This window comes from Microcoleus sp. N9_A2 (assembly GCF_036701775.1).
Lineage (GTDB): Bacteria > Cyanobacteriota > Cyanobacteriia > Cyanobacteriales > Microcoleaceae > Microcoleus.
Map to the genome: position 1 here is coordinate 1 of NZ_JAUBRH010000090.1, position 18232 is coordinate 18232.

At 48.6% G+C, this 18232-nt stretch carries 22 protein-coding genes and 2 pseudogenes; all 24 read left to right on the forward strand.

All coding sequences use genetic code 11. The features are described 5' to 3' along the window. Positions 1 to 4 precede the first annotated feature (4 nt). The gene (locus QUA44_RS28420; RefSeq protein WP_333256707.1) at positions 5 to 421 is read left to right on the forward strand and encodes a RidA family protein; all 417 of its coding nucleotides are present in this window, start codon (positions 5 to 7) and stop codon (positions 419 to 421) included. Positions 422 to 487: 66 nt separating this feature from the next. Beyond that, a complete protein-coding gene (locus tag QUA44_RS28425; protein ID WP_333256703.1) occupies positions 488 to 841 on the forward strand; it encodes a nuclear transport factor 2 family protein in 354 nt (117 codons plus the stop codon). A 131-nt stretch (positions 842 to 972) separates the two neighbouring features. Next, positions 973 to 1554: a nuclear transport factor 2 family protein gene (locus QUA44_RS28430; RefSeq protein ID WP_333256700.1), complete on the forward strand. Its 582-nt coding sequence runs from the start codon at positions 973 to 975 to the stop codon at positions 1552 to 1554. 275 nt (positions 1555 to 1829) lie between these two features. Then, positions 1830 to 2177: an SDR family NAD(P)-dependent oxidoreductase gene (locus QUA44_RS28435; RefSeq protein ID WP_333276824.1), complete on the forward strand. Its 348-nt coding sequence runs from the start codon at positions 1830 to 1832 to the stop codon at positions 2175 to 2177. Continuing rightward, positions 2120 to 2272: pseudogene (locus QUA44_RS28440) on the forward strand (hypothetical protein); the annotation flags it as partial. The gene QUA44_RS28435 and the pseudogene QUA44_RS28440, both read left to right, overlap by 58 nt. A 14-nt stretch (positions 2273 to 2286) precedes the next feature. Next, positions 2287 to 2469: an SDR family oxidoreductase gene (locus tag QUA44_RS28445; protein ID WP_333256695.1), complete on the forward strand. Its 183-nt coding sequence runs from the start codon at positions 2287 to 2289 to the stop codon at positions 2467 to 2469. Between the two features lie 4 nt (positions 2470 to 2473). Then, the gene (locus QUA44_RS28450; RefSeq protein WP_333256692.1) at positions 2474 to 3265 is read left to right on the forward strand and encodes a CPBP family intramembrane glutamic endopeptidase; all 792 of its coding nucleotides are present in this window, start codon (positions 2474 to 2476) and stop codon (positions 3263 to 3265) included. A gap of 91 nt (positions 3266 to 3356) precedes the next feature. Further along, positions 3357 to 4112, forward strand: a complete 756-nt coding sequence (locus tag QUA44_RS28455; RefSeq protein WP_333256690.1) for an SDR family oxidoreductase — start codon at positions 3357 to 3359, stop codon at positions 4110 to 4112. Positions 4113 to 4201: 89 nt separating this feature from the next. Then, on the forward strand, positions 4202 to 4558 hold the full coding sequence (locus QUA44_RS28460) for an AraC family transcriptional regulator (protein ID WP_333167982.1): 357 nt from the start codon (positions 4202 to 4204) through the stop codon (positions 4556 to 4558). A 156-nt stretch (positions 4559 to 4714) separates the two neighbouring features. Further along, on the forward strand, positions 4715 to 5614 hold the full coding sequence (locus QUA44_RS28465) for a pirin family protein (protein WP_333256688.1): 900 nt from the start codon (positions 4715 to 4717) through the stop codon (positions 5612 to 5614). Between the two features lie 112 nt (positions 5615 to 5726). Next, positions 5727 to 6749: an LLM class flavin-dependent oxidoreductase gene (locus QUA44_RS28470; protein ID WP_333256686.1), complete on the forward strand. Its 1023-nt coding sequence runs from the start codon at positions 5727 to 5729 to the stop codon at positions 6747 to 6749. Between the two features lie 415 nt (positions 6750 to 7164). After that, a complete protein-coding gene (locus tag QUA44_RS28475) occupies positions 7165 to 8166 on the forward strand; it encodes a zinc-dependent alcohol dehydrogenase family protein (protein WP_333256683.1) in 1002 nt (333 codons plus the stop codon). Between the two features lie 43 nt (positions 8167 to 8209). Beyond that, positions 8210 to 9217, forward strand: coding sequence for a zinc-binding alcohol dehydrogenase family protein (locus tag QUA44_RS28480; RefSeq protein ID WP_333256680.1), 1008 nt, complete (start codon positions 8210 to 8212; stop codon positions 9215 to 9217). A 344-nt stretch (positions 9218 to 9561) separates the two neighbouring features. Continuing rightward, entirely contained in the window at positions 9562 to 10308 is a 747-nt protein-coding gene (locus QUA44_RS28485) for an SDR family oxidoreductase (protein WP_333256678.1), read from the forward strand. Positions 10309 to 10568: 260 nt separating this feature from the next. Continuing rightward, positions 10569 to 10775, forward strand: a complete 207-nt coding sequence (locus tag QUA44_RS28490) for an SDR family oxidoreductase (RefSeq protein WP_333256676.1) — start codon at positions 10569 to 10571, stop codon at positions 10773 to 10775. Between the two features lie 60 nt (positions 10776 to 10835). Beyond that, positions 10836 to 11732 (forward strand): alpha/beta hydrolase, encoded by an 897-nt coding sequence (locus QUA44_RS28495; protein ID WP_333256672.1) that lies wholly within the window; start codon positions 10836 to 10838, stop codon positions 11730 to 11732. A 326-nt stretch (positions 11733 to 12058) separates the two neighbouring features. Beyond that, on the forward strand, positions 12059 to 12922 hold the full coding sequence (locus QUA44_RS28500; protein WP_333256668.1) for a dioxygenase family protein: 864 nt from the start codon (positions 12059 to 12061) through the stop codon (positions 12920 to 12922). Positions 12923 to 12952: 30 nt separating this feature from the next. Beyond that, entirely contained in the window at positions 12953 to 13420 is a 468-nt protein-coding gene (locus tag QUA44_RS28505; RefSeq protein ID WP_333256665.1) for a lipocalin-like domain-containing protein, read from the forward strand. A 567-nt stretch (positions 13421 to 13987) separates the two neighbouring features. Beyond that, positions 13988 to 14824: an alpha/beta hydrolase gene (locus QUA44_RS28510; RefSeq protein WP_333256662.1), complete on the forward strand. Its 837-nt coding sequence runs from the start codon at positions 13988 to 13990 to the stop codon at positions 14822 to 14824. Positions 14825 to 14897: 73 nt separating this feature from the next. After that, positions 14898 to 15266 (forward strand): cupin domain-containing protein, encoded by a 369-nt coding sequence (locus QUA44_RS28515; protein ID WP_333256660.1) that lies wholly within the window; start codon positions 14898 to 14900, stop codon positions 15264 to 15266. Positions 15267 to 15545: 279 nt separating this feature from the next. Next, positions 15546 to 16322, forward strand: a pseudogene (locus QUA44_RS28520) (SDR family oxidoreductase). Between the two features lie 71 nt (positions 16323 to 16393). Next, the gene (locus QUA44_RS28525) at positions 16394 to 17119 is read left to right on the forward strand and encodes an alpha/beta hydrolase (protein ID WP_333256655.1); all 726 of its coding nucleotides are present in this window, start codon (positions 16394 to 16396) and stop codon (positions 17117 to 17119) included. 73 nt (positions 17120 to 17192) lie between these two features. Next, entirely contained in the window at positions 17193 to 17762 is a 570-nt protein-coding gene (locus QUA44_RS28530; RefSeq protein WP_333256653.1) for a GMC family oxidoreductase N-terminal domain-containing protein, read from the forward strand. Between the two features lie 134 nt (positions 17763 to 17896). Then, the coding region (locus QUA44_RS28535) for a transposase family protein (RefSeq protein WP_333310052.1) at positions 17897 to 18232 on the forward strand (336 nt) is incomplete at its 3' end.

Here is an 18232-nt window from a genome sequence, read left to right on the forward strand (position 1 = left end):
CCGGATGACGGGAAACTATCACGTCCGGTTTTGCATGGGAGTTCGGGGTAGCGATACCCCGTTCGACCCTAACAAATTGCATTACTCGCAAGCGGTAAAAATTGGTGATCGAGTGGAGACATCAGGACAAGGCGGCTGGAATGACGATCTACAAATTCCCGAACCGCTTGCGGATGAGATTGCCCAGGCGTTTCGTAACGTAGAGCGAACCTTAGCGACTGCCGGGGCGGGTTGGGAGCATGTTGTCCACGTTAATTCTTACCATGTTGGCGGGTTGCCCCCGGAGGTTAACGATGTGATGGTCAGGCTATTTCGTCATTATATGCCCAACCATGCCCCAATTTGGACACAGGTAGGAGTCGCGGCTCTTGGACTTCCAACGATGCGGATTGAAATCCGTGTTACTGCAATTGTTCCGTGAGTTTTGCATTAGTGGCAGCAGAGACGGCTCCGTTAAAGTATCCACCTGAACAAAGGAGAAATTCAGATGTCAAACAACAACAAAGCCATTTTAGAAGCGGCAAATGCGGCGAACGCTGCAGGCAACTATGAAGGATTCTTGTCATTCTGCACTGACGACACGAAATGGACGTTCGTAGGGGACAAGACCCTTAACGGAAAAGAAGCTGTTCGCCAATATATGGCAGAGACATACATAGAGCCGCCAAAGTTTACGGTCGCCAACTTAATCGCTGAGGGTGATTTCGTCACGGCACTTGGCGACATCACACTGAAGGACGCAGACGGGAAAGCGGCTCATTACTCGTACTGCGATGTCTGGCGCTTTCGCGGCAGCAAGATTATCGAATTAAGGGCTTTCGTCATCAAAATCTCGGTCTGACCCGCCGTCGTCGTTCACGTCGTTTTCAACCTGCCCACTATCCCGGTGCTGGCAGTCGCTGGCATGGGCTGAGACGCGATCAGAGTTCAATTTTTAAAGGTCAATATTGATTGAACCAGGAGTATTTAATCATGGTCAAAGAGCAAACTGTAGACGGACAAGCAAATTTACAAGCAACTACCAATTTGACACCAGCCCAGGAGTCTTTGCAAGCACTTTGGGAAGAGCATTTACAGTACGAGTTTGGCACTCACAGTACTGAAGATGCCCTCGCTACGATGGTTGAAGATGCTTACGTTAACCACATCCCGGTAATGACTGGGGGAGTCGGGAAACCAGCACTGCGCGAGTTTTATTCCAAATACCTCATTCCACAGATGCCGCCGGACACGGAGTTGACCCTAATCTCGCGCACGATCGGAACGGATCAACTCGTCGATGAAATGGTGTCTACGTTCACTCATACGATCCAGATGGACTGGATGCTACCTGGCGTTGCTCCCACCGGAAAACGGGTGGAAGTGCCAGTAGTAGCGATCGTCCAGTTCCGTGACGGCAAACTAGCCCACGAACACATTTACTGGGATCAGGCAAGTGTATTGGTTCAAGTCGGCTTGCTCGATCCGGGTACACTTCCCGTCGTGGGCGTTGACAGTGCACGTAAGGCGATCGATCCCAACTTACCTTCAAACACACTAATCGAGCGCGACTAAGTGTAGGAGCCAGCAAACATCAATACCCAAACCCCCCATCCCGCCCAGCTACTCCCGAAGTGATCGAGCGAATTTTGGCAGTAGCACCCAAGTACGGCATCGAATTTATCGTGTGAATTAGAGCAATGCTCAAACCCGGCTCCTACAACCAGAATCGTTACTCATCCTGGTTATAGATCGAGGCGCTTCTTGTTGCTGGCTCCTACACGTATTGCTGCCCATTGAGTTTTTGACGCAAGTAACATAACCATTCACAACAAGAGGTAACTATCATGATGCTTCAAGACAAGGTTGCTTTAGTGACGGGAGGGACATCGGGCATTGGTAGAGCTACCGCGATCGCTTTCGGTGCTGCGGGAGCAAAAGTTGTGTTCTCCGGTAGACGCGATGCAGAAGGAGAAAAAACTGCCAAACTAATTCGTGAAACAGGTGCTGAATGTTTATATGTCCATTCAGATGCCTCGAATGAGGAAGACATCAAAGCGTTAGTGCAAAAGACAGTCGCAACGCAACCTATGGACGACTCGACTGTTCCTTCAATAATGCAGGCGTTGAATCACCCGGAGAACCGTTGCATGAACAATCGATCGAGGACTTTGACAAACTCATGGAAATTAACGTGAGGGGACTGTTTTTGTGCATGAAATACGAGATTGAGCAAATACTGAACTGCTCGATCGCGCCTTTAGGCAACTGGGTATCACAGCGGATGATTTAGACTCTTTGGTTCCAATGGGTCGGATCGGTCAGGCAACGGAAATTGCTCAAGCGGTTGTGTTTCTCTGCTCTGATGCTGCCAGCTATATTACGGGACAACCCAAGCGCGATCGATGGCGGATATACAGCAAGTTGATTGTTGTCATTCTCTATCTTGGCATTGTGTCTACCCAGCATTCTGATGTCTCTAGAGATTAAATCAATGGCAGTTTTGAAACAATTTGGGATTCTATTTGTGTTGGGCATTGCGGGAATCGCGATGTTTACGATTACGTCGGTTCCATTAGTTGAGCAAAAGTTGGCGAAACTGTCTCCAGAAATACTGGCAAAAGTTCCGCCACTGTGGGTTTTAATACTGCTGCAAGCACTACAGCTTACAGTTCTACTGGCAATCAGCATTCTGCTCGGAATTGGCTGTGCCTACCGCGTTGGATTACGCTCACATTTGATTGACTACTGGGTACTTCATACCCCTAAGATTCCATATTCTGTCATTGAGATGAAATGGAGCTTGGGTGTGGGTGCAGCGACAACAATCACTGTCCTGTTGCTCGATCGGTTCATGAAACCTGCTCTACCTGAAGCGCTACAGGCATCCAGTCACACAGAACCGAATTGGCTGAGTTCACTTACAGCAATGCTTTATGGCGGCATCACTGAGGAAATTCTGATGCGCTGGGGCTTAATGTCGCTGCTTGTTTGGATCGCGTGGAAAGGGCTAAAACAAGGCGTTACGTTGCCAAGTCAAGGGATTTATCAGGGTGCGATCATTCTAGCCGCGTTGGTATTTGGACTACTACACCTGCCAGCGACTGCCGCGATGGTTCCACTCACTCCGCTTGTGATTATCCGAGCAATATTACTCAATGGGATTGCTGGCATTGCTTTTGGTTGGCTCTTTTGGCAATACTCGCTTGAGGCTGCGATGTTATCCCATGTCAGCTTTCATGCCTTTTCCTTTGCTCTTAGTCTTTTGCTGGCAAGATTTGTCTAAGCTTTTTTCTAAAGCGATTTCATGATTATTTCAAGAGAGAACAACCGGACTTAGATTTTAGGAGAAATAGTTAGATTTTAGGAGAAATAGAATGATACTTCAGGATAAAGTGGCGTTAGTCACTGGTGGCACATCGGGAATTGGTCGTGCAACCGCGATCGCTTATGCCCAACAACAAGCAAAGGTGGTGGTAGTTGGTCGTCGAATTGATGAAGGTGAAGAAACTGTTCGACTGATTCAGAAAGCTGGCGGAGAGGCTAATTTTGTGCAAGCAGATGTCACGAAAGAAGCCGATGTTGAAGCAATGGTTGATAAAGCGGTGAGTGTTTTTGGTCGGTTAGATATTGCCTTTAATAATGCAGGAATGGTCGGCGAAAATCCCTCTTTGATTGAGCAAACAGAAGCGGAATACGATCGCACGATGAACGTCAATGTCAAAGGCGTTTGGTTGTCGATGAAACATGAAATCGCTCAGATGTTGAAGCAGGGAAGTGGTGCAATCGTCAATATGGCATCTGCGAATGGAGTCGTTGCATTTCCTACCTTCCCCCTCTACACCGCGAGTAAAAGCGCGGTAATCGGTTTAACAAAAGCTGCTGCGCTCCAATATGCCAAAGCGGGTATTCGCATCAATGTCGTTGCACCAGCAGTAATCGAAACAGATATGTTTGAAGCAGCTACAGATGGGCAGGATGCAGCCAAAGTTTACATGGCAGGACTTCACCCGATCGGACGAATTGGAACACCTCTTGAAGTTGCAAATGCAGTCCTGTTTTTATCATCTGACATGGCATCGTTCACAACAGGTGCAACATTGCTGGTAGATGGTGGGTATGTGGCGCAGTAGTCGATCGGCAATGCAAAATATTGCAGTGATCGAATGCGCGATGGCTAGCTTTTGCCTGTTTTGTTGAGCAAATTGCCAATCTTTGAACCATGCTAACAATTACAACGCCAACCCTTGAAGCCAAGCGCAAAGGCTTAACGCACATCCGATTACAGCAAGTGCTCGGCTATATTCGTACTCACCTTGATCGAGATTTGTCACTGACTGAGCTTGCAGAAGTGATTAATATTAGCCCGACTTACTTTGCGAGTTTGTTTAAGCAAACAATGGGAATTTCTCCACGTCAGTACGTGATTCAACAGCGTGTGGAACAGGCAAAGTTGATGCTATCGAAAACAGATTTGGCGATCGCAGAAATTGCCCTACAAGTAGGCTTCTCCAGTCAAAGCCATTTGACGCAGCACTTCAAGCGATTCACGGGAAAGACCCCCAAGCAGATTCGCTAGCACTATAAGAATCTGAAAGGTTGTCCTAAGAATCTGAAAGAAATCGAGTCTTGGAACTCATTACATTGAAGTTGAGTTAGGCAAGAATCTGAAGCAGAAACAGAACTAAGGTTGTATCTTCGTCCACAACGTCAACTAAGAATGGATCGTACAAAAATGAGTATTCAGCAATTAATCACGCCTGAAAAGCATGACTTAGGTGGGTTTAGCGTACAGCGCATCTTACCGAGTGAAACCCTAAAAATGGTTGGACCTTTCATCTTCTTTGATCACTTAGGCCCAGCTATTTTCCCGGCTGGAAAAGGCGTCGATGTTAGACCCCATCCACACATCAATTTAGCGACGGTTACCTATTTGTTTGAAGGAAGCCTTCTGCATAGAGATAGTCTAGGTACAGTACAAGAGATTTTTCCGGGCGAGGTGAACTGGATGACAGCGGGAAAAGGTATTGTTCATTCTGAGCGATCGCCCGAGAGCTTTAGAGAGAAAGAATCTACTCTTCACGGCATTCAGACCTGGATTGCCCTCCCCGAAATCGCTGAAGAAGTTGAACCCAGCTTTTCACATTATTCGGTGACTGATTTACCGAGGTGGACTCAAACAGGCACCAGCGCGACCTTGATCGCCGGTAGCTATCAGTCTCACCAATCACCAGTTAAAACCTACTCTGCTACTCTTTACCTAGCGCTCGTTTTCACGGAAGGTAGTCAATTTCAGCTAGCGCCAATGGAAGGTTTAGAAAGGGCAGTTTATAGCGTCACATCCGGCTTATTCTTAAATGGAAAGCCTTTAGAGCCATATCGTTTAGCCGTTCTAGCGCCGGATGAATCAGTAGATATCCGTGCGGGGGCTGAGGCAAAAGCAATGATTATCGGCGGGGCACCAGTGGGCGATCGCACAAAGTACTGGAACTTTGTGTCGAGCCGCTCAGCGCGTATCGAGCAGGCAAAACGAGATTGGCAAGACCGCCGCTTCCCGGCGGTTCCCGGTGAAACTGAATTCATTCCGCTCCCTGATAATTCAGATCGCGGTAGTAGCGTGACTCCTCTGAGTTAACGATGGTTAGGCGTTTTTGCTGAGCGAGAGAACAGCAGCTTAACTCGTACAGCAAGGCTTTCTACTATTTCGGATTAAGTCTATTTCATTCGCAAAACGCTTGGGAAATGATATGGAAGTTGGAATTGACAGTTTTGCCTCAGTTGGAACGAGTGAAAATGGTGAAACGGCGGATGCCACGCAGTCTGTCGCCGAACTGTTGGAGAGAATAGAGCAGGCGGATCGTTCCGGCTTGGATATCTTCGGTATCGGCGAGCATCATCGGCATGAATTTTTAGATTCGGCAAACGCGGTTATTCTCGCCGCTGCCGCCGCACGCACCGAGCGCATCCGTCTAACCAGCGCAGTTACGGTGCTGAGCGCGGCTGACCCGGTGCGCGTGTTTCAACAATTCGCCACGCTCGATTTGATTTCAAAAGGTCGCGCCGAAATGGTTGTCGGGCGCGGATCGTTCACCGAAGCCTTTCCGCTATTCGGATTTAGTCTCGGCGATTACGACGAGATTTTCGCTGAAAAGCTCGAACTCTTGCTCAAAATTCGGGACAATGAAACGGTCGATTGGTCGGGCAAATTTCGCCCCGCGCTGGAAAACCAAGCAATTTATCCGCGTCCGCTGCAAAAGCCGTTTCCCATCTGGATCGGAGTCGGCGGTACGCCGCAATCTTTCCTCCGCGCCGGAATGCTTGGACTGCCGCTCGTGGTTGCCATTATCGGCGGCGAAACGCATCGCTTTCGCTCGCTCGTAGATTTATACCGCGATGCCGGAGCGCGTGCCGGGTACGCGCCCGAAACATTGAAAGTTTCATTGCATTCAATCGGTTATGTCGCCGACACGACTGAACAAGCCGTTGAAGAATTTTTTCCGGGCTACGCCGAAACCTTTACTAAAGTTGGCAGAGAGAGAGGCTGGCCGCCTGTTACGCGCGCCGATTTTGACGCGCAGCGCGGCGCAACCGGCGCGTTACTGGTCGGCAGTCCCGAAGAAGTGGCGGAGAAAATCCGCCGTCACAGCGAATCGCTCGGCGGCATTTCGAGAGTAACGTTTCAAATGGACAACGCGCAGATGAACCACGCTCAACTGATGCGCTCCATTGAACTGATTGGAATGGAAATGTCGCTACTCTTGAACAATTGAAATATGCGGGCATGGTTCGACTCAAGTTCGGCTAGGGTAACAAGATAGAGAAAACGGATATGAAATTGGCTCTGCAAGTCTGACTGAATGGGTGAAAACGGATTTTAGCGATAACCCTCTGGGATAGCTCCGCTTAGCGCAGACATTGCCCTACAAGTAGGTTTCTCCAGTTAAAGCTATGTGGCACAGCACTTCAATTGATTCACGGAAAAGACCCCTAATCAGATTCGCTAGCACTATAAGAATCTGAAAATTCATCCTAAGAATCTGAAAGAAATCGAGTCTTGAAATCATTACATTGAAGTTAAGTTAGGCAAGAATCTGAAGCAGCATTCGTGGGAGCTTTCATTGCCTTACGTTACTATCAGCCAAGAAAATTCTGCAACCATCGATCTCTACAAGGAAACCTATAGCTATGTCTAAAAATTCAATGGCACAGATGGAATCTATGAAAGCAGCCGTATTAACTGCGTTTGGTGATGCTGAGAAGTTTGAGATTCAAACGGTTCCCACACCAACAATGAAGGCGAATCAGGTATTAGTCAGAGTTTGTGCAACCTCGATTAACCCGGTCGATTACCAAACTCGTCGTGGTGATTACAAGGAACTGGTTCAATTACCCGCCATCCTTGGAGTCGATGTTTCAGGGGTGATTGAGGCAATTGGCGAAGCTGTGACTGATTTCAAGGTGGGAGACAACGTGTACTACTCGCCGCAAATTTTTGGAGAATTCGGTAGCTACGCTCAGTATCATGTGGCTGATGCAGCGATTGTTGCATTGAAGCCTGCAAATCTATCGCACATTGAAGCAGCTTCTCTTCCGCTTGCAGGCGGAACGGCTTGGGATTGTCTAGTGACTAGGGGCAATCTACAAGTCGGTGAAACAGTTCTAATTCATGCTGGAGCGGGTGGAGTCGGTTCGATCGCAATTCAACTGGCGAAAGCAATGGGTGCTTATGTATTTACGACATGCAGTGCCGAAAACTTTGACTTCGTTAAGAAGCTGGGTGCAGATTATCCCATCGACTACAAGCATGAAAATTATATCGAAGTGATTGGGCGAGAAACGAATGGTCGGGGTGTTGATTTGGTTTTAGACACAGTTGGAGGCGATACGATTGGACGTAGCCCAGAAGTAATTCATCCATTTGGCAGACTTGTCACAATCGTCGATATTGCAGATCCTCAAACACTTCTTGATGCTTGGGGTAAGAATTTGACGATTCACTTCGTTTTAAGTCCTCAGTATAGAGACAAATTGGACGCACTGAGGAACCTGATTGAACGCGACCAGATTCGACCCGTCATTGATTCAGTTCTGCCTTGGAGTGACATCGTTCAAGCTCATCAACGTTTAGAAAAGGGAGGAATACGAGGCAAGATTGTCCTGCAATTGGTGGATATGGAATCACAGTGAGTTAATTCATCAACCGATCAAAAAGCAAATGAGGTTATCAAGTATGCGCGCAATTGGTTATCAGCAACAAGGCAGCATTGATCGGGATCAAGCCCTAGTTGACATTGAACTTCCGACACCGAAGCCCGAAGGAAGAGACATTCTCGTTAAGGTAGAAGCGGTTTCAGTCAATCCAGTGGATACCAAAGTGAGAAAGGGAACTGCACCCGAACACGGAAATTGGAAAGTGCTGGGCTGGGACGCTTCTGGCATCGTTGCCGAGATCGGGTCTGAAGTGACGCGATTCAAGCCAGGTGACGAGGTGTTTTATGCAGGGTCAATCAAACGTCCTGGCACGAATGCAGAGTATCATTTGGTCGATGAGCGGATTGTCGGAACGAAGCCTAAAACGCTCGATTGGGCTGCTGCTGCTGCCTTACCGCTCACCACACTCACCGCTTGGGAAATGCTGTTCGATCGACTTGATGTCAGAAAGCCCGTTTCTGGAGCTGCAAATGCCATCTTGATCATCGGTGGAGCGGGTGGCGTAGGCTCGATCGCGACTCAGCTTGCGCGTCAGCTAACGGATCTCACGGTGATCAGCACTGCGTCTCGACCAGAAACGATCGCTTGGGCAACCGAGATGGGAGCGCACTCTGTCATTGATCATACTAAACCGCTTGCCGAGCAGGTTGCAGCACTTGGCATCGGAGCACCTGCCTTTGTGTTTTCTACCACCCATACAGACCGCTACGCCAGCGCGATCGCAGAACTGATCGCGCCGCAGGGACGGCTGGCTTTGATTGATGAGCTTGCCGATGCCAACGTCTTCAAGACTAAATCAGTCTCAATTCACTGGGAGTTGATGTATACCCGCTCGATATTCAGCACAGCCGATATCGCCGAGCAGGGTAAATTGCTCAACGAAGTCTCGCGCCTCGTCGATCAGGGTGTAATCCATACGACGATGACTGAGCGGTTCTCGCCGATCAGTGCTGCCAATCTGAAGCACGTTCATGCGTTAGTCGAGAGCGGTAAGTCGCGAGGCAAGCTCGTTGTTGAAGGATTCTAGTGAATTGAATTTGCTAGATGACTAGAATTAACCCTCTCTCACTACATCAGGAGCTACGCTTTAGGCTTGCGGTGTGATCAAGCAGCAATTCAGGTAGATGCTTGAGTACGCGCGGAAAAATGCTGGAGTCATTTAATCCCCGCGTCAGCACGAGTGCTCCCTGAATTTGCAAAATCACCTCCTCTGCTCGATCGCCTGCGATTTCAGGAGTGAGACCCGCCTAACCCAGCTATTTAAGCACTGGCTCTACCCTAAACCTTTCCCCTTCCTCTGAGGGTCGAAACCTTAGTGGAACTGAGTACGCTTCAGAGCAATACAACGAAATTAATGCTAGGAGAAGCACAATGATACTTCAGGATAAAGTGGCGTTAGTCACTGGTGGCACATCGGGAATTGGTCGTGCAACTGCGATCGCTTATGCCCAACAACAAGCAAAGGTGGTGGTGGTGGGTCGTCGAATTGATGAAGGTGAAGAAACTGTTCGATTGATCAAGGAAGCTGGCAAAGAGGCGATTTTTGTGCAAGCAGATGTCACGAAAGAAGCCGATGTTGAAGCAATGGTTGATAAAGCGGTTGGCGTTTTTGGTCGGTTAGATATTGCCTTTAATAATGCAGGAATGGTCGGCGAAAATCCCTCATTGATTGAGCAAGCAGAAGCTGAATATGACCGCACTATGAACGTCAATGTCAAAGGCGTTTGGTTGTCTATGAAATATGAAATTGCTCAGATGTTGAAACAGGGAAGTGGTGCAATCGTCAATATGGCATCTGTGGTTGGAGTCGTTGCACTTCCTAACATACTCCTCTACACCGCGAGTAAACATGCGGTAGTAGGTTTAACAAAAGCTGCTGCACTCCAATATGCCAAAGCGAGTATTCGCATCAATGGCGTTGCACCAGGGGCAATCCAAACAGATATGTTTGAAGCAGTTACAGATGAGGCCAAAGCTTACTTGGCAGGGCTTCACCCGATCGGACGAGTTGGAACACCTCTTGAAGTTGCAAAGGCAGTTCTGTTTTTATCATCTGACCTGGCATCGTTCGTAACAGGTAAAACGTTGATGGTAGATGGCGGGTATGTAGCGCAGTAGTCAAACGACAGTGCGAAATGTTGCGACCAAGTGGCGATCGACCTGCATCATCCGCTCGATCACTCTCCGTGCCGTTGGTTTCTCAGGGGCGTACCGATAGTACGCAGTGTTTGATTGAGCAGTAATACATCTAAATGAGTCCATCATGACGACAACACTTGCAGGCAAAGTTGCACTGGTAACGGGTGGTTCTCGCGGTTTAGGAGCGGCGATCATAGGGTAGGTGTCCAGCGCGATCTTGGTCCGCGCAACATCACTGTGTGCAGCCAGGTATCATGCCGACGGACATGGCAACAGCCGCAGCCGACAAATTGCCGGAAGCAGCGGAAGCGATCGTGGATCTTCACGCCATCCGCCGGATCGCAACCTTGGAGGAGGTAGCGGCGACCGTTTGCTTCCTCGCAAGTTCAGACGCTGGCTACATCAGCGGCAATGTAGTGGATGTGTCCGGCGGATTCCAAATCTGAGCGTCGAAGTTTAGTCCGAAGCAGATCAAAACTTTTACACGCGCAATCAAAGGAAAAAAGATGAAAATACGCTATGGGTTTCGACAGGTTGGTGATGTCGAAGTGTTCTACCGCGAAGCGGGGGCAAGCGATGCGCCGGTAATACTGCTGTTGCATGGCTTTCCGACCGCTAGCCACATGTTCCGCGACCTGATCCCTCTCCTTGCTGATCACTTTCGGATCGTCGCGCCGGATCTGCCTGGTTTCGGACAGACCAAGGCACCGCCGCGCGGGACGTTTGACTACAGGTTCGACCGCCTTGCTGACGTAATCGAGGGTTTCACCGATGCTTTGTCGCTCGATCAATACGTACTCTACATCTTCGATTACGGTGCGCCAGTAGGTTTGCGTTTGGCGATGCGCCATCCTGAACGGATATCTGCGATCGTCTCGCAGAACGGCAACGCCTACCTTGAGGGTTTCAGTGACGAATGGGGGCCATGGGAAGCCTATTGGCGTGAACCGAGCGCAGCGAACCGGGAAACCTGCCGACCCTCGCTCGCGCCGGACACAATCCGGAACTGGCAGTATGGTACCGGAGCCGATCCAACCCTTTTGTCGCCCGACGGCTACGAACTCGACATCGCCTACATGGGGCGGCCAGACGCGGAGGAGATCCAGCTCGATCTGATCCTCGACTACCGCAGTAACGTCGCGCTCTATCCAGCCTTCCAGTCCTACTTTCGTGAGCAACGTCCGCCGCTTCTCGCCGTCTGGGGTCGTCATGATCCGGCATTTCTGCCCGCTGGTGCTGCCGCTTATCAGCGAGATCTCCCGAATGCAGAGATTCACCTGCTCGACGCCGGACATTTCGCGCTGGAGACTCATGCAGAGGAGGTGGCAACGTTGATCCGCGCGTTCCTCGACAGAACGCTCGGTTCCACGCTGCGTCTTGAAGGTGATTGCACAAGAATCTGACAAAACATCCTAAGAATCTGAAAGAAACCGAGCATTAGGAGTCATTACACTCAGACTATGAAAACAGCAGATAGGAAGCAAAAACACATTCTTCGCGATAAGGGACATTCCATGAAACTCTATCATATGCCCGGTGCCTGTTCGCTGGCTAATCTCATCGTTCTTGAATGGATTGGTATGCCGCACGAAATCGTCAGGATGAGTCTTGAAAGCATCAAGTCACCAGACTATAGCTGTAGCCAATTAGATTAGGACACAGACTATAAGTCAAGATAGTCGCCGTAAAATAACCATCATTAATCACTTAACTAAAAAGGAGTTTGATCGTGCAGAACATCACACTTGACACTATCACTGAAGCCGTCATTAATCATGGCGATCGCGGCAAATCTCACCCGCGACTCTATGAAATTTACACGAGCTTGGTTCCACATTTGCATGACTTTGTGCGTGAGGTGAATCTGACAGAATCAGAATTGCAGCAGGGACGTAATTTTCTCAACCAGGCAAGTCATCACACTCAAGAGATTCCCACTGGAGAGATCCATTTGTTGACGGATCTACTAGGGATCTCAGAGTTGGTAGAATTGCTGCACGATGCCCATCGCAGTACAGAAAGCAATTTAGAAGGACCATTGTATGTGCCGAATGCACCAGAACGGCAGATGGGCGATCGCTTGGGTATTGATGCAGAAGGAGACTCACTTTTCCTGTCAGGCAGGGTTTTAGATTTGAACGGTCAACCGATCGCCAATGCTCTGATTGATGTTTGGCAACCCAATTCCAAAGGATTATATGATGTCCAAGAGCCATCTCAGCCGTTGGGGAATTTTCGCGGACGTTTCAAAACGAACAAGAGTGGAAAGTATATGTTTGAAACTGTCGTGCCACTAGGTTACAAAGTGCCAAGCAGTGGTCCATGTGGCGAGTTGCTGGGACTCTTGGGACGGCATCCCTGGCGGGCGGCTCACATCCATTTCAAACTCAGTTCTCCGGAGTACACTCCACTGACAACACAAACTTTTATTGCTGGCGATCCTCACCTGGATTCAGATACAACCTTTGCCGTGCGATCGGCGATCGTTCAATTGCAAAAGCACGAAGCACTAGACGAACTCAAGGCACACAATCAAAGTAAACCGTTTTACACGACTGAGTTTGATTTTGTGTTGAAACCCGCTACTCTCTAGCGGAGAATCATCAAGCAATGGTTGCACATTATGTCTACACCATTAATCCAGAACAATCTGCTAATTGGCATTTGGAAGTTAATTTCTGCAACTGCCATTTACGCTGATGGAACGGTGACTCCAGACGTGTATGGAACTCATCCGGTTGGCTACATCACTTACACATCAGATGGTCACATGATGGTGATGTTTTCTAGGAGCGATCGCACACCGCTGAGTCAGGAGGTCAGATCACCGCTGACTCCCCAGATGCAATCTTTACCCGTGGAAGAGCTTGCTCAAGCATTTACAACATTCAATGCTTACGCTGGAACTTATACGTTGAGTGGCAACACAGTAACTCACCAGATCAAAATTGCATCAATTCCTAATCGCGTTGGTACAACGTTAGTTCGCACCTTTACTCTTAATGAGAGCCGACTAACGCTCGTGACGCCGCCAGTCTTGAGTGATGGTGTTGAAGCGGTTTTTGAGCTGCTGTGGGAACGCATTATATAGCGGTTCTCAGATAAATGAGGTATACAAAAACCCTGTATTGTCAAGCTTTCCAGGTCAAAAATCGTACCTCACCTTTTTGAGAAAGGCTATAGCAAGGGGAGTTCGTTGTCGATAACGAAGTAGAGGCAAGTACGATCACTTTTCACTCACTGAAAACGTCGCTATCCTCGGTTATCTCGACGGACGAAACTGGCTCACTGGCGAACAATCGATTGCCGCTCCCTACCTGTTCGTCATTCTGCGTTGGGCGATCAACACTCAGGTCGGACTACAAGGCTTTGAGAACCTGTCACGATTTGTAGACCGCATGAATCTCGATGCTGGTGTGCGTGCCGCGCTAGCTACCGAAGCAGAATTAAAGCCATCTTAGAGGTGGCAAATGCAGCGATCGCGCTCAGGCAACAATGAAGGATTCTTGTCGTTCTGAAGTGACGGTAGGCAATGGATGCTTGCCTCATCTTGAAGTCTCCTTAACACAGCATTGTTAAAACGGTGATCGATCGCTACATAACAATTGTGATGCAACAGACAAAAACACATCATCAATTTACAACGGAGAAACCTCTCATGCCTTACATTACCGTTGGTCAAGAAAACTCTGCAACCATCGATCTCTACTACGAAGATATTGGGACAGGACAACCGATTGTACTGATTCATGGATTTCCATTGAACGGACATTCCTGGGAGAAGCAGGTTTTAGTTTTACTGAACGCAGGATATCGAGTAATTACCTACGATCGCCGAGGATTCGGTGCTTCCAGCCAACCCTCGTTTGGTTATGACTACGATACCTTCGCCGCCGATTTGAACACACTGATGACCAAGCTTGACTTGCAAAATACCGTGCTGGTCGGTTTCTCAATGGGAACAGGTGAAGTCACACGTTATCTTGGCAAATACGGCTCAGAGCGGGTGCAGAAAGCGGTGCTGATGGCTCCCGTTCCACCGTTTCTGTTAAAGACAGACGACAATCCAGAGGGTGTTGATCAAAGCGTTTTCGATGGCATTATGAAAGCGATTGTTGAAGACCGTCCAGCTTATTTCTCTGCCTTTTTCAAAGAGTTCTTCAATGTTGATGTATTGCTTGGCGATCGCATCAGCAATGAAGCGATTCAAGCCAGTTGGAATGTAGCAGCAGGGGCTTCTGCTAAAGGGACTTTGGATTGTGTACCTTCCTGGCTCACCGATTTCCGCGATGATCTGCCCCGCATTGATGTGCCGACTCTGATTATTCATGGAGATAGCGATCGCATTCTGCCACTGGAGTCCACCGCAGCAAGACTTCCAAAACTGATTAAAAACAGTCAACTTGTTGTCATTCCTGGTGGACCACACGCGATCAACTGGACTCACGCCGATCGGGTCAATCCCGTGTTGCTGGACTTTCTTCAGCAGAAATAATCAGTGACCCTTTCTCCTCCGGAATTCACAGATCCTGAACTCGATCCGATTGTGTAATTGCAAGCCTAAACTTATGCTGATCCAAAAACTAAACGACTGTGAAGAAATGATCGCTGGAGATGGAACTGTTCTGCGCGAATTGCTTCATCCTGACAAACAAGATATCAACTTGCGTTACAGTTTGGCGCATGCGATCTTGCCTGTTGGCAAAACTTCGATTCCCCATTCTCTAAAGACTTCTGAGGTTTATTACATCATTAGCGGTGTTGGCGAAATGTCGATCGACAGTGAAGTTTGTCGCATTGAACCAGGCGATGCGGTTTACATTCCTCCAAATGCAATCCAGTTCCTTCACAACTACGGCGACGAACCCATTGTTTTCGTTTGTCTAGTCGATCCAGCTTGGCGCAAAGAAGACGAAACGATTTATGCACCAGTCTGATTCATGCAAATCTCACTGCTAGGGATGCTCGATCGCGATCTTAGGAAACCCAGCCATCGTTTTCAGTCAATGTTCATTGAAACTCTCTAGGAGCCATCATGAGTACTGCTGTAGTGAATGGCGCGTCCCATATTGTGATGGTTGCCCATGCAGATGCTGTTGCCAAGCTCATCGATTGTGCTGCAACCGCGCTATAGACGAGGCATAAACGCATCCGGCTACAAGCATCTTCTCTAATTAGTACTTGAATCTAATGGCACTGACAGAAGGAGAAACAAAATGATACTTCAGGATAAGGTGTCCTTAGTCACTGGAGGAACAGCAGGAATTGGGCAAGCCACTGCGATCGCCTTTGGTGCTGCTGGCGCAAAAGTCGTGTTCTCAGGCAGACGCGATGCAGAAGGAGAAAAAACCGCCAAACTGATTCGTGAAACAGGTGCTGAATGTTTATATGTCCATTCAGATGCCTTGAATGAGGAAGAGATCAAAGCATTAGTGCAAAAGACCGTTGTAACCTACGAACGACTCGATTGTGCTTTCAACAATGTAGGCAATGAGGGACTCTTGAAACCCCTGCACGAACAATCGATCGAGGAGTTTGACAAACTCATGGAGATCAACGTCCGGGGACTGTTTCTGCGTATGGGATATGAAATTCAGCAGATGTTGTCTCAAGAATCAATTGTTAACAACTCCTCACTTGCAGGTTTGTTTGGACTGCCAGGAGGCTCTCCTTACAGCGCGAGTAAACATGCCGTTATGGGACTAACGCGATAGCGAAGCGCTGCTGCGAAGCGCAGATCGGCAGCACTGGATTATGCTAAGCAGGGCATCCGGATTAACGCGGTGAATCCTGGAAACATTGCGACTGAGGGTCTTAATCGTGTCTTTGAAAAATTGGGCGTGACGGCTGATGCTGTTACAGCTATGGTGCCGATGGGTCGCATTGCTCAGGCAGAAGAAGTCGCTCAAGTTGTTGTTTTCCTTTGCTCTGATGCTGCCAGCTACATCACTGGACAATCCTTAGCGATCGATGGCGGATACACAGCGAACTGACCCATTTCAAGAGAGAACAAGAGAGAACAGACGAGCTTGATTTTCAGATCGCATCTACAAGGAGGGATTCTATGTCAACTTTTGTCTTAGTTCATGGCTCCTGGCATGATGGTTCTGCTTGGCAGGCAGTCATCGATCAACTAGAAGCAAAGGGACATCATGCTTTTGCGCCCACGATCGCTGGACATGGCAAAGGCGTGAACAAAAAGGTCAACCATGCTCAATGCACGCAATCGATCGTCGATTACATTGTGAGTAAAGACTTAAACGATATCGTTCTAGTCGGACATAGTTTCGGTGGGACAATTATTGCCAAAGTTGCGGAAGCAATCAGCGATCGCCTTCGACGACTCATCTTCTTCAATGCCTTTGTCCTCAATGATGGTGAAAGCCTCAACGATAACACCCCACCGCACTCTCAAGCGTTATCCGATGAGCTAGCGAGACAATCGGGCGATCGTACGGTGATGCTACCTTTTGAGATTTGGCGAGAAGCGTTTATCAACGACGCTGACCTCGAACTGGCTCGATCGAGTTACGCACAATTATCGCCTGAACCGTATCAACCGTGGCTTGACAAGTTAGACCTCAAGCAGTTTTACTCGCTGCTCATCCCCAAAAGCTACCTCTACTGTACCGAAGACAACGTCCTTCCTCAAGGCGATTGGGGTTGGCATCCCAGAATGTCTAGCCGCTTGGGACTATTTCGGTTCGTGCAAATGCCCGGTAGTCACGAGGTCATGTTTTCTAACCCGGTTGGTTTAGCAGAAAAGATTATTGTGGCAGGACGTGACTAGCAGCAGAATTTGCGATCGCCAACCCACTAAGGTCGCCGTCATTCAACAAACAATGACCTGAAAAGGAGAAATCATGACAACTACATACCATCACAGTGCTGCTTTTGATTATATTGTGATTAATGCCGGTTCAGCAGGCTGCGTTGTTGCCAACCGTCTTACAGAAGACCCTAATACTAAAGTATTGCTGCTCGAAGCGGGTAGTCCTGATACCAAGCCAGAACTTCAAGTTCCCTCAGTGTGGCCTACTACACTCTTAGGCTCGGAAGTGGACTGGGCATACTTAACTGAAGGGGAACCTTACTTAAATAACCGCAAAATTTTATCTTCACGCGGTAAAGTCTTGGGCGGCAGCAGTTCGATTAATGGCATGATTTATATACGAGGCAATGAACGTGACTACAATAGCTGGCAAGCATTAGGTAATATTGGTTGGAGTTATCAGGATGTCTTGCCTTACTTCAAGAAATCGGAAAACCAGCAGCGAGGAGCATCGTTATTTCACGGGGTTGATGGACCACTTAGCATCACAGATCCACTCTCTCCTGCAAAAGTGTCGCAACGCTTTGTGGAAGCCGCGATCGCACAGGGCTATGAGCAAAATCCCGACTTTAATGGCGTACAGCAGGAAGGTGCACGTTAAATAGTAGCTCAGGATACAGATTAATAAGTCAGATACTGATGTTAAAGGTTCAATGCTAAAGGTTTGTTAGATTGCCTCGCTTCAAGGCTGACATCAGGTAACACTGGAGGGCATTCCCACTTCTTGGTTCCCGTATGTCTCAAGGATTTGCATCCGCTGTTGAACTGAGCACCCCTCGTGCCGTGCCCTTAGAAGTCTCAGCATTAAGTCAAGGTTTAGTAGACTGTTTTAAATCCGTCCAAGATCCCAGAGTGGAACGGGGACAATGGCATCCTTTATCCGATATTCTGATCGTTGCGATTCTCTCTACCATTGCAGGCGGACAAGGGTGGGAAGCCATGGAACTCTATGGCAGTAGCAAACAAGCTTGGCTCTCCACCTTCTTGGCACTCCCCCATGGCATCCCCAGCCCCGATACCTTTCGGCGGGTGATTGAACGTCTCCACCCGAAACAGATGGAAGCCGCATTC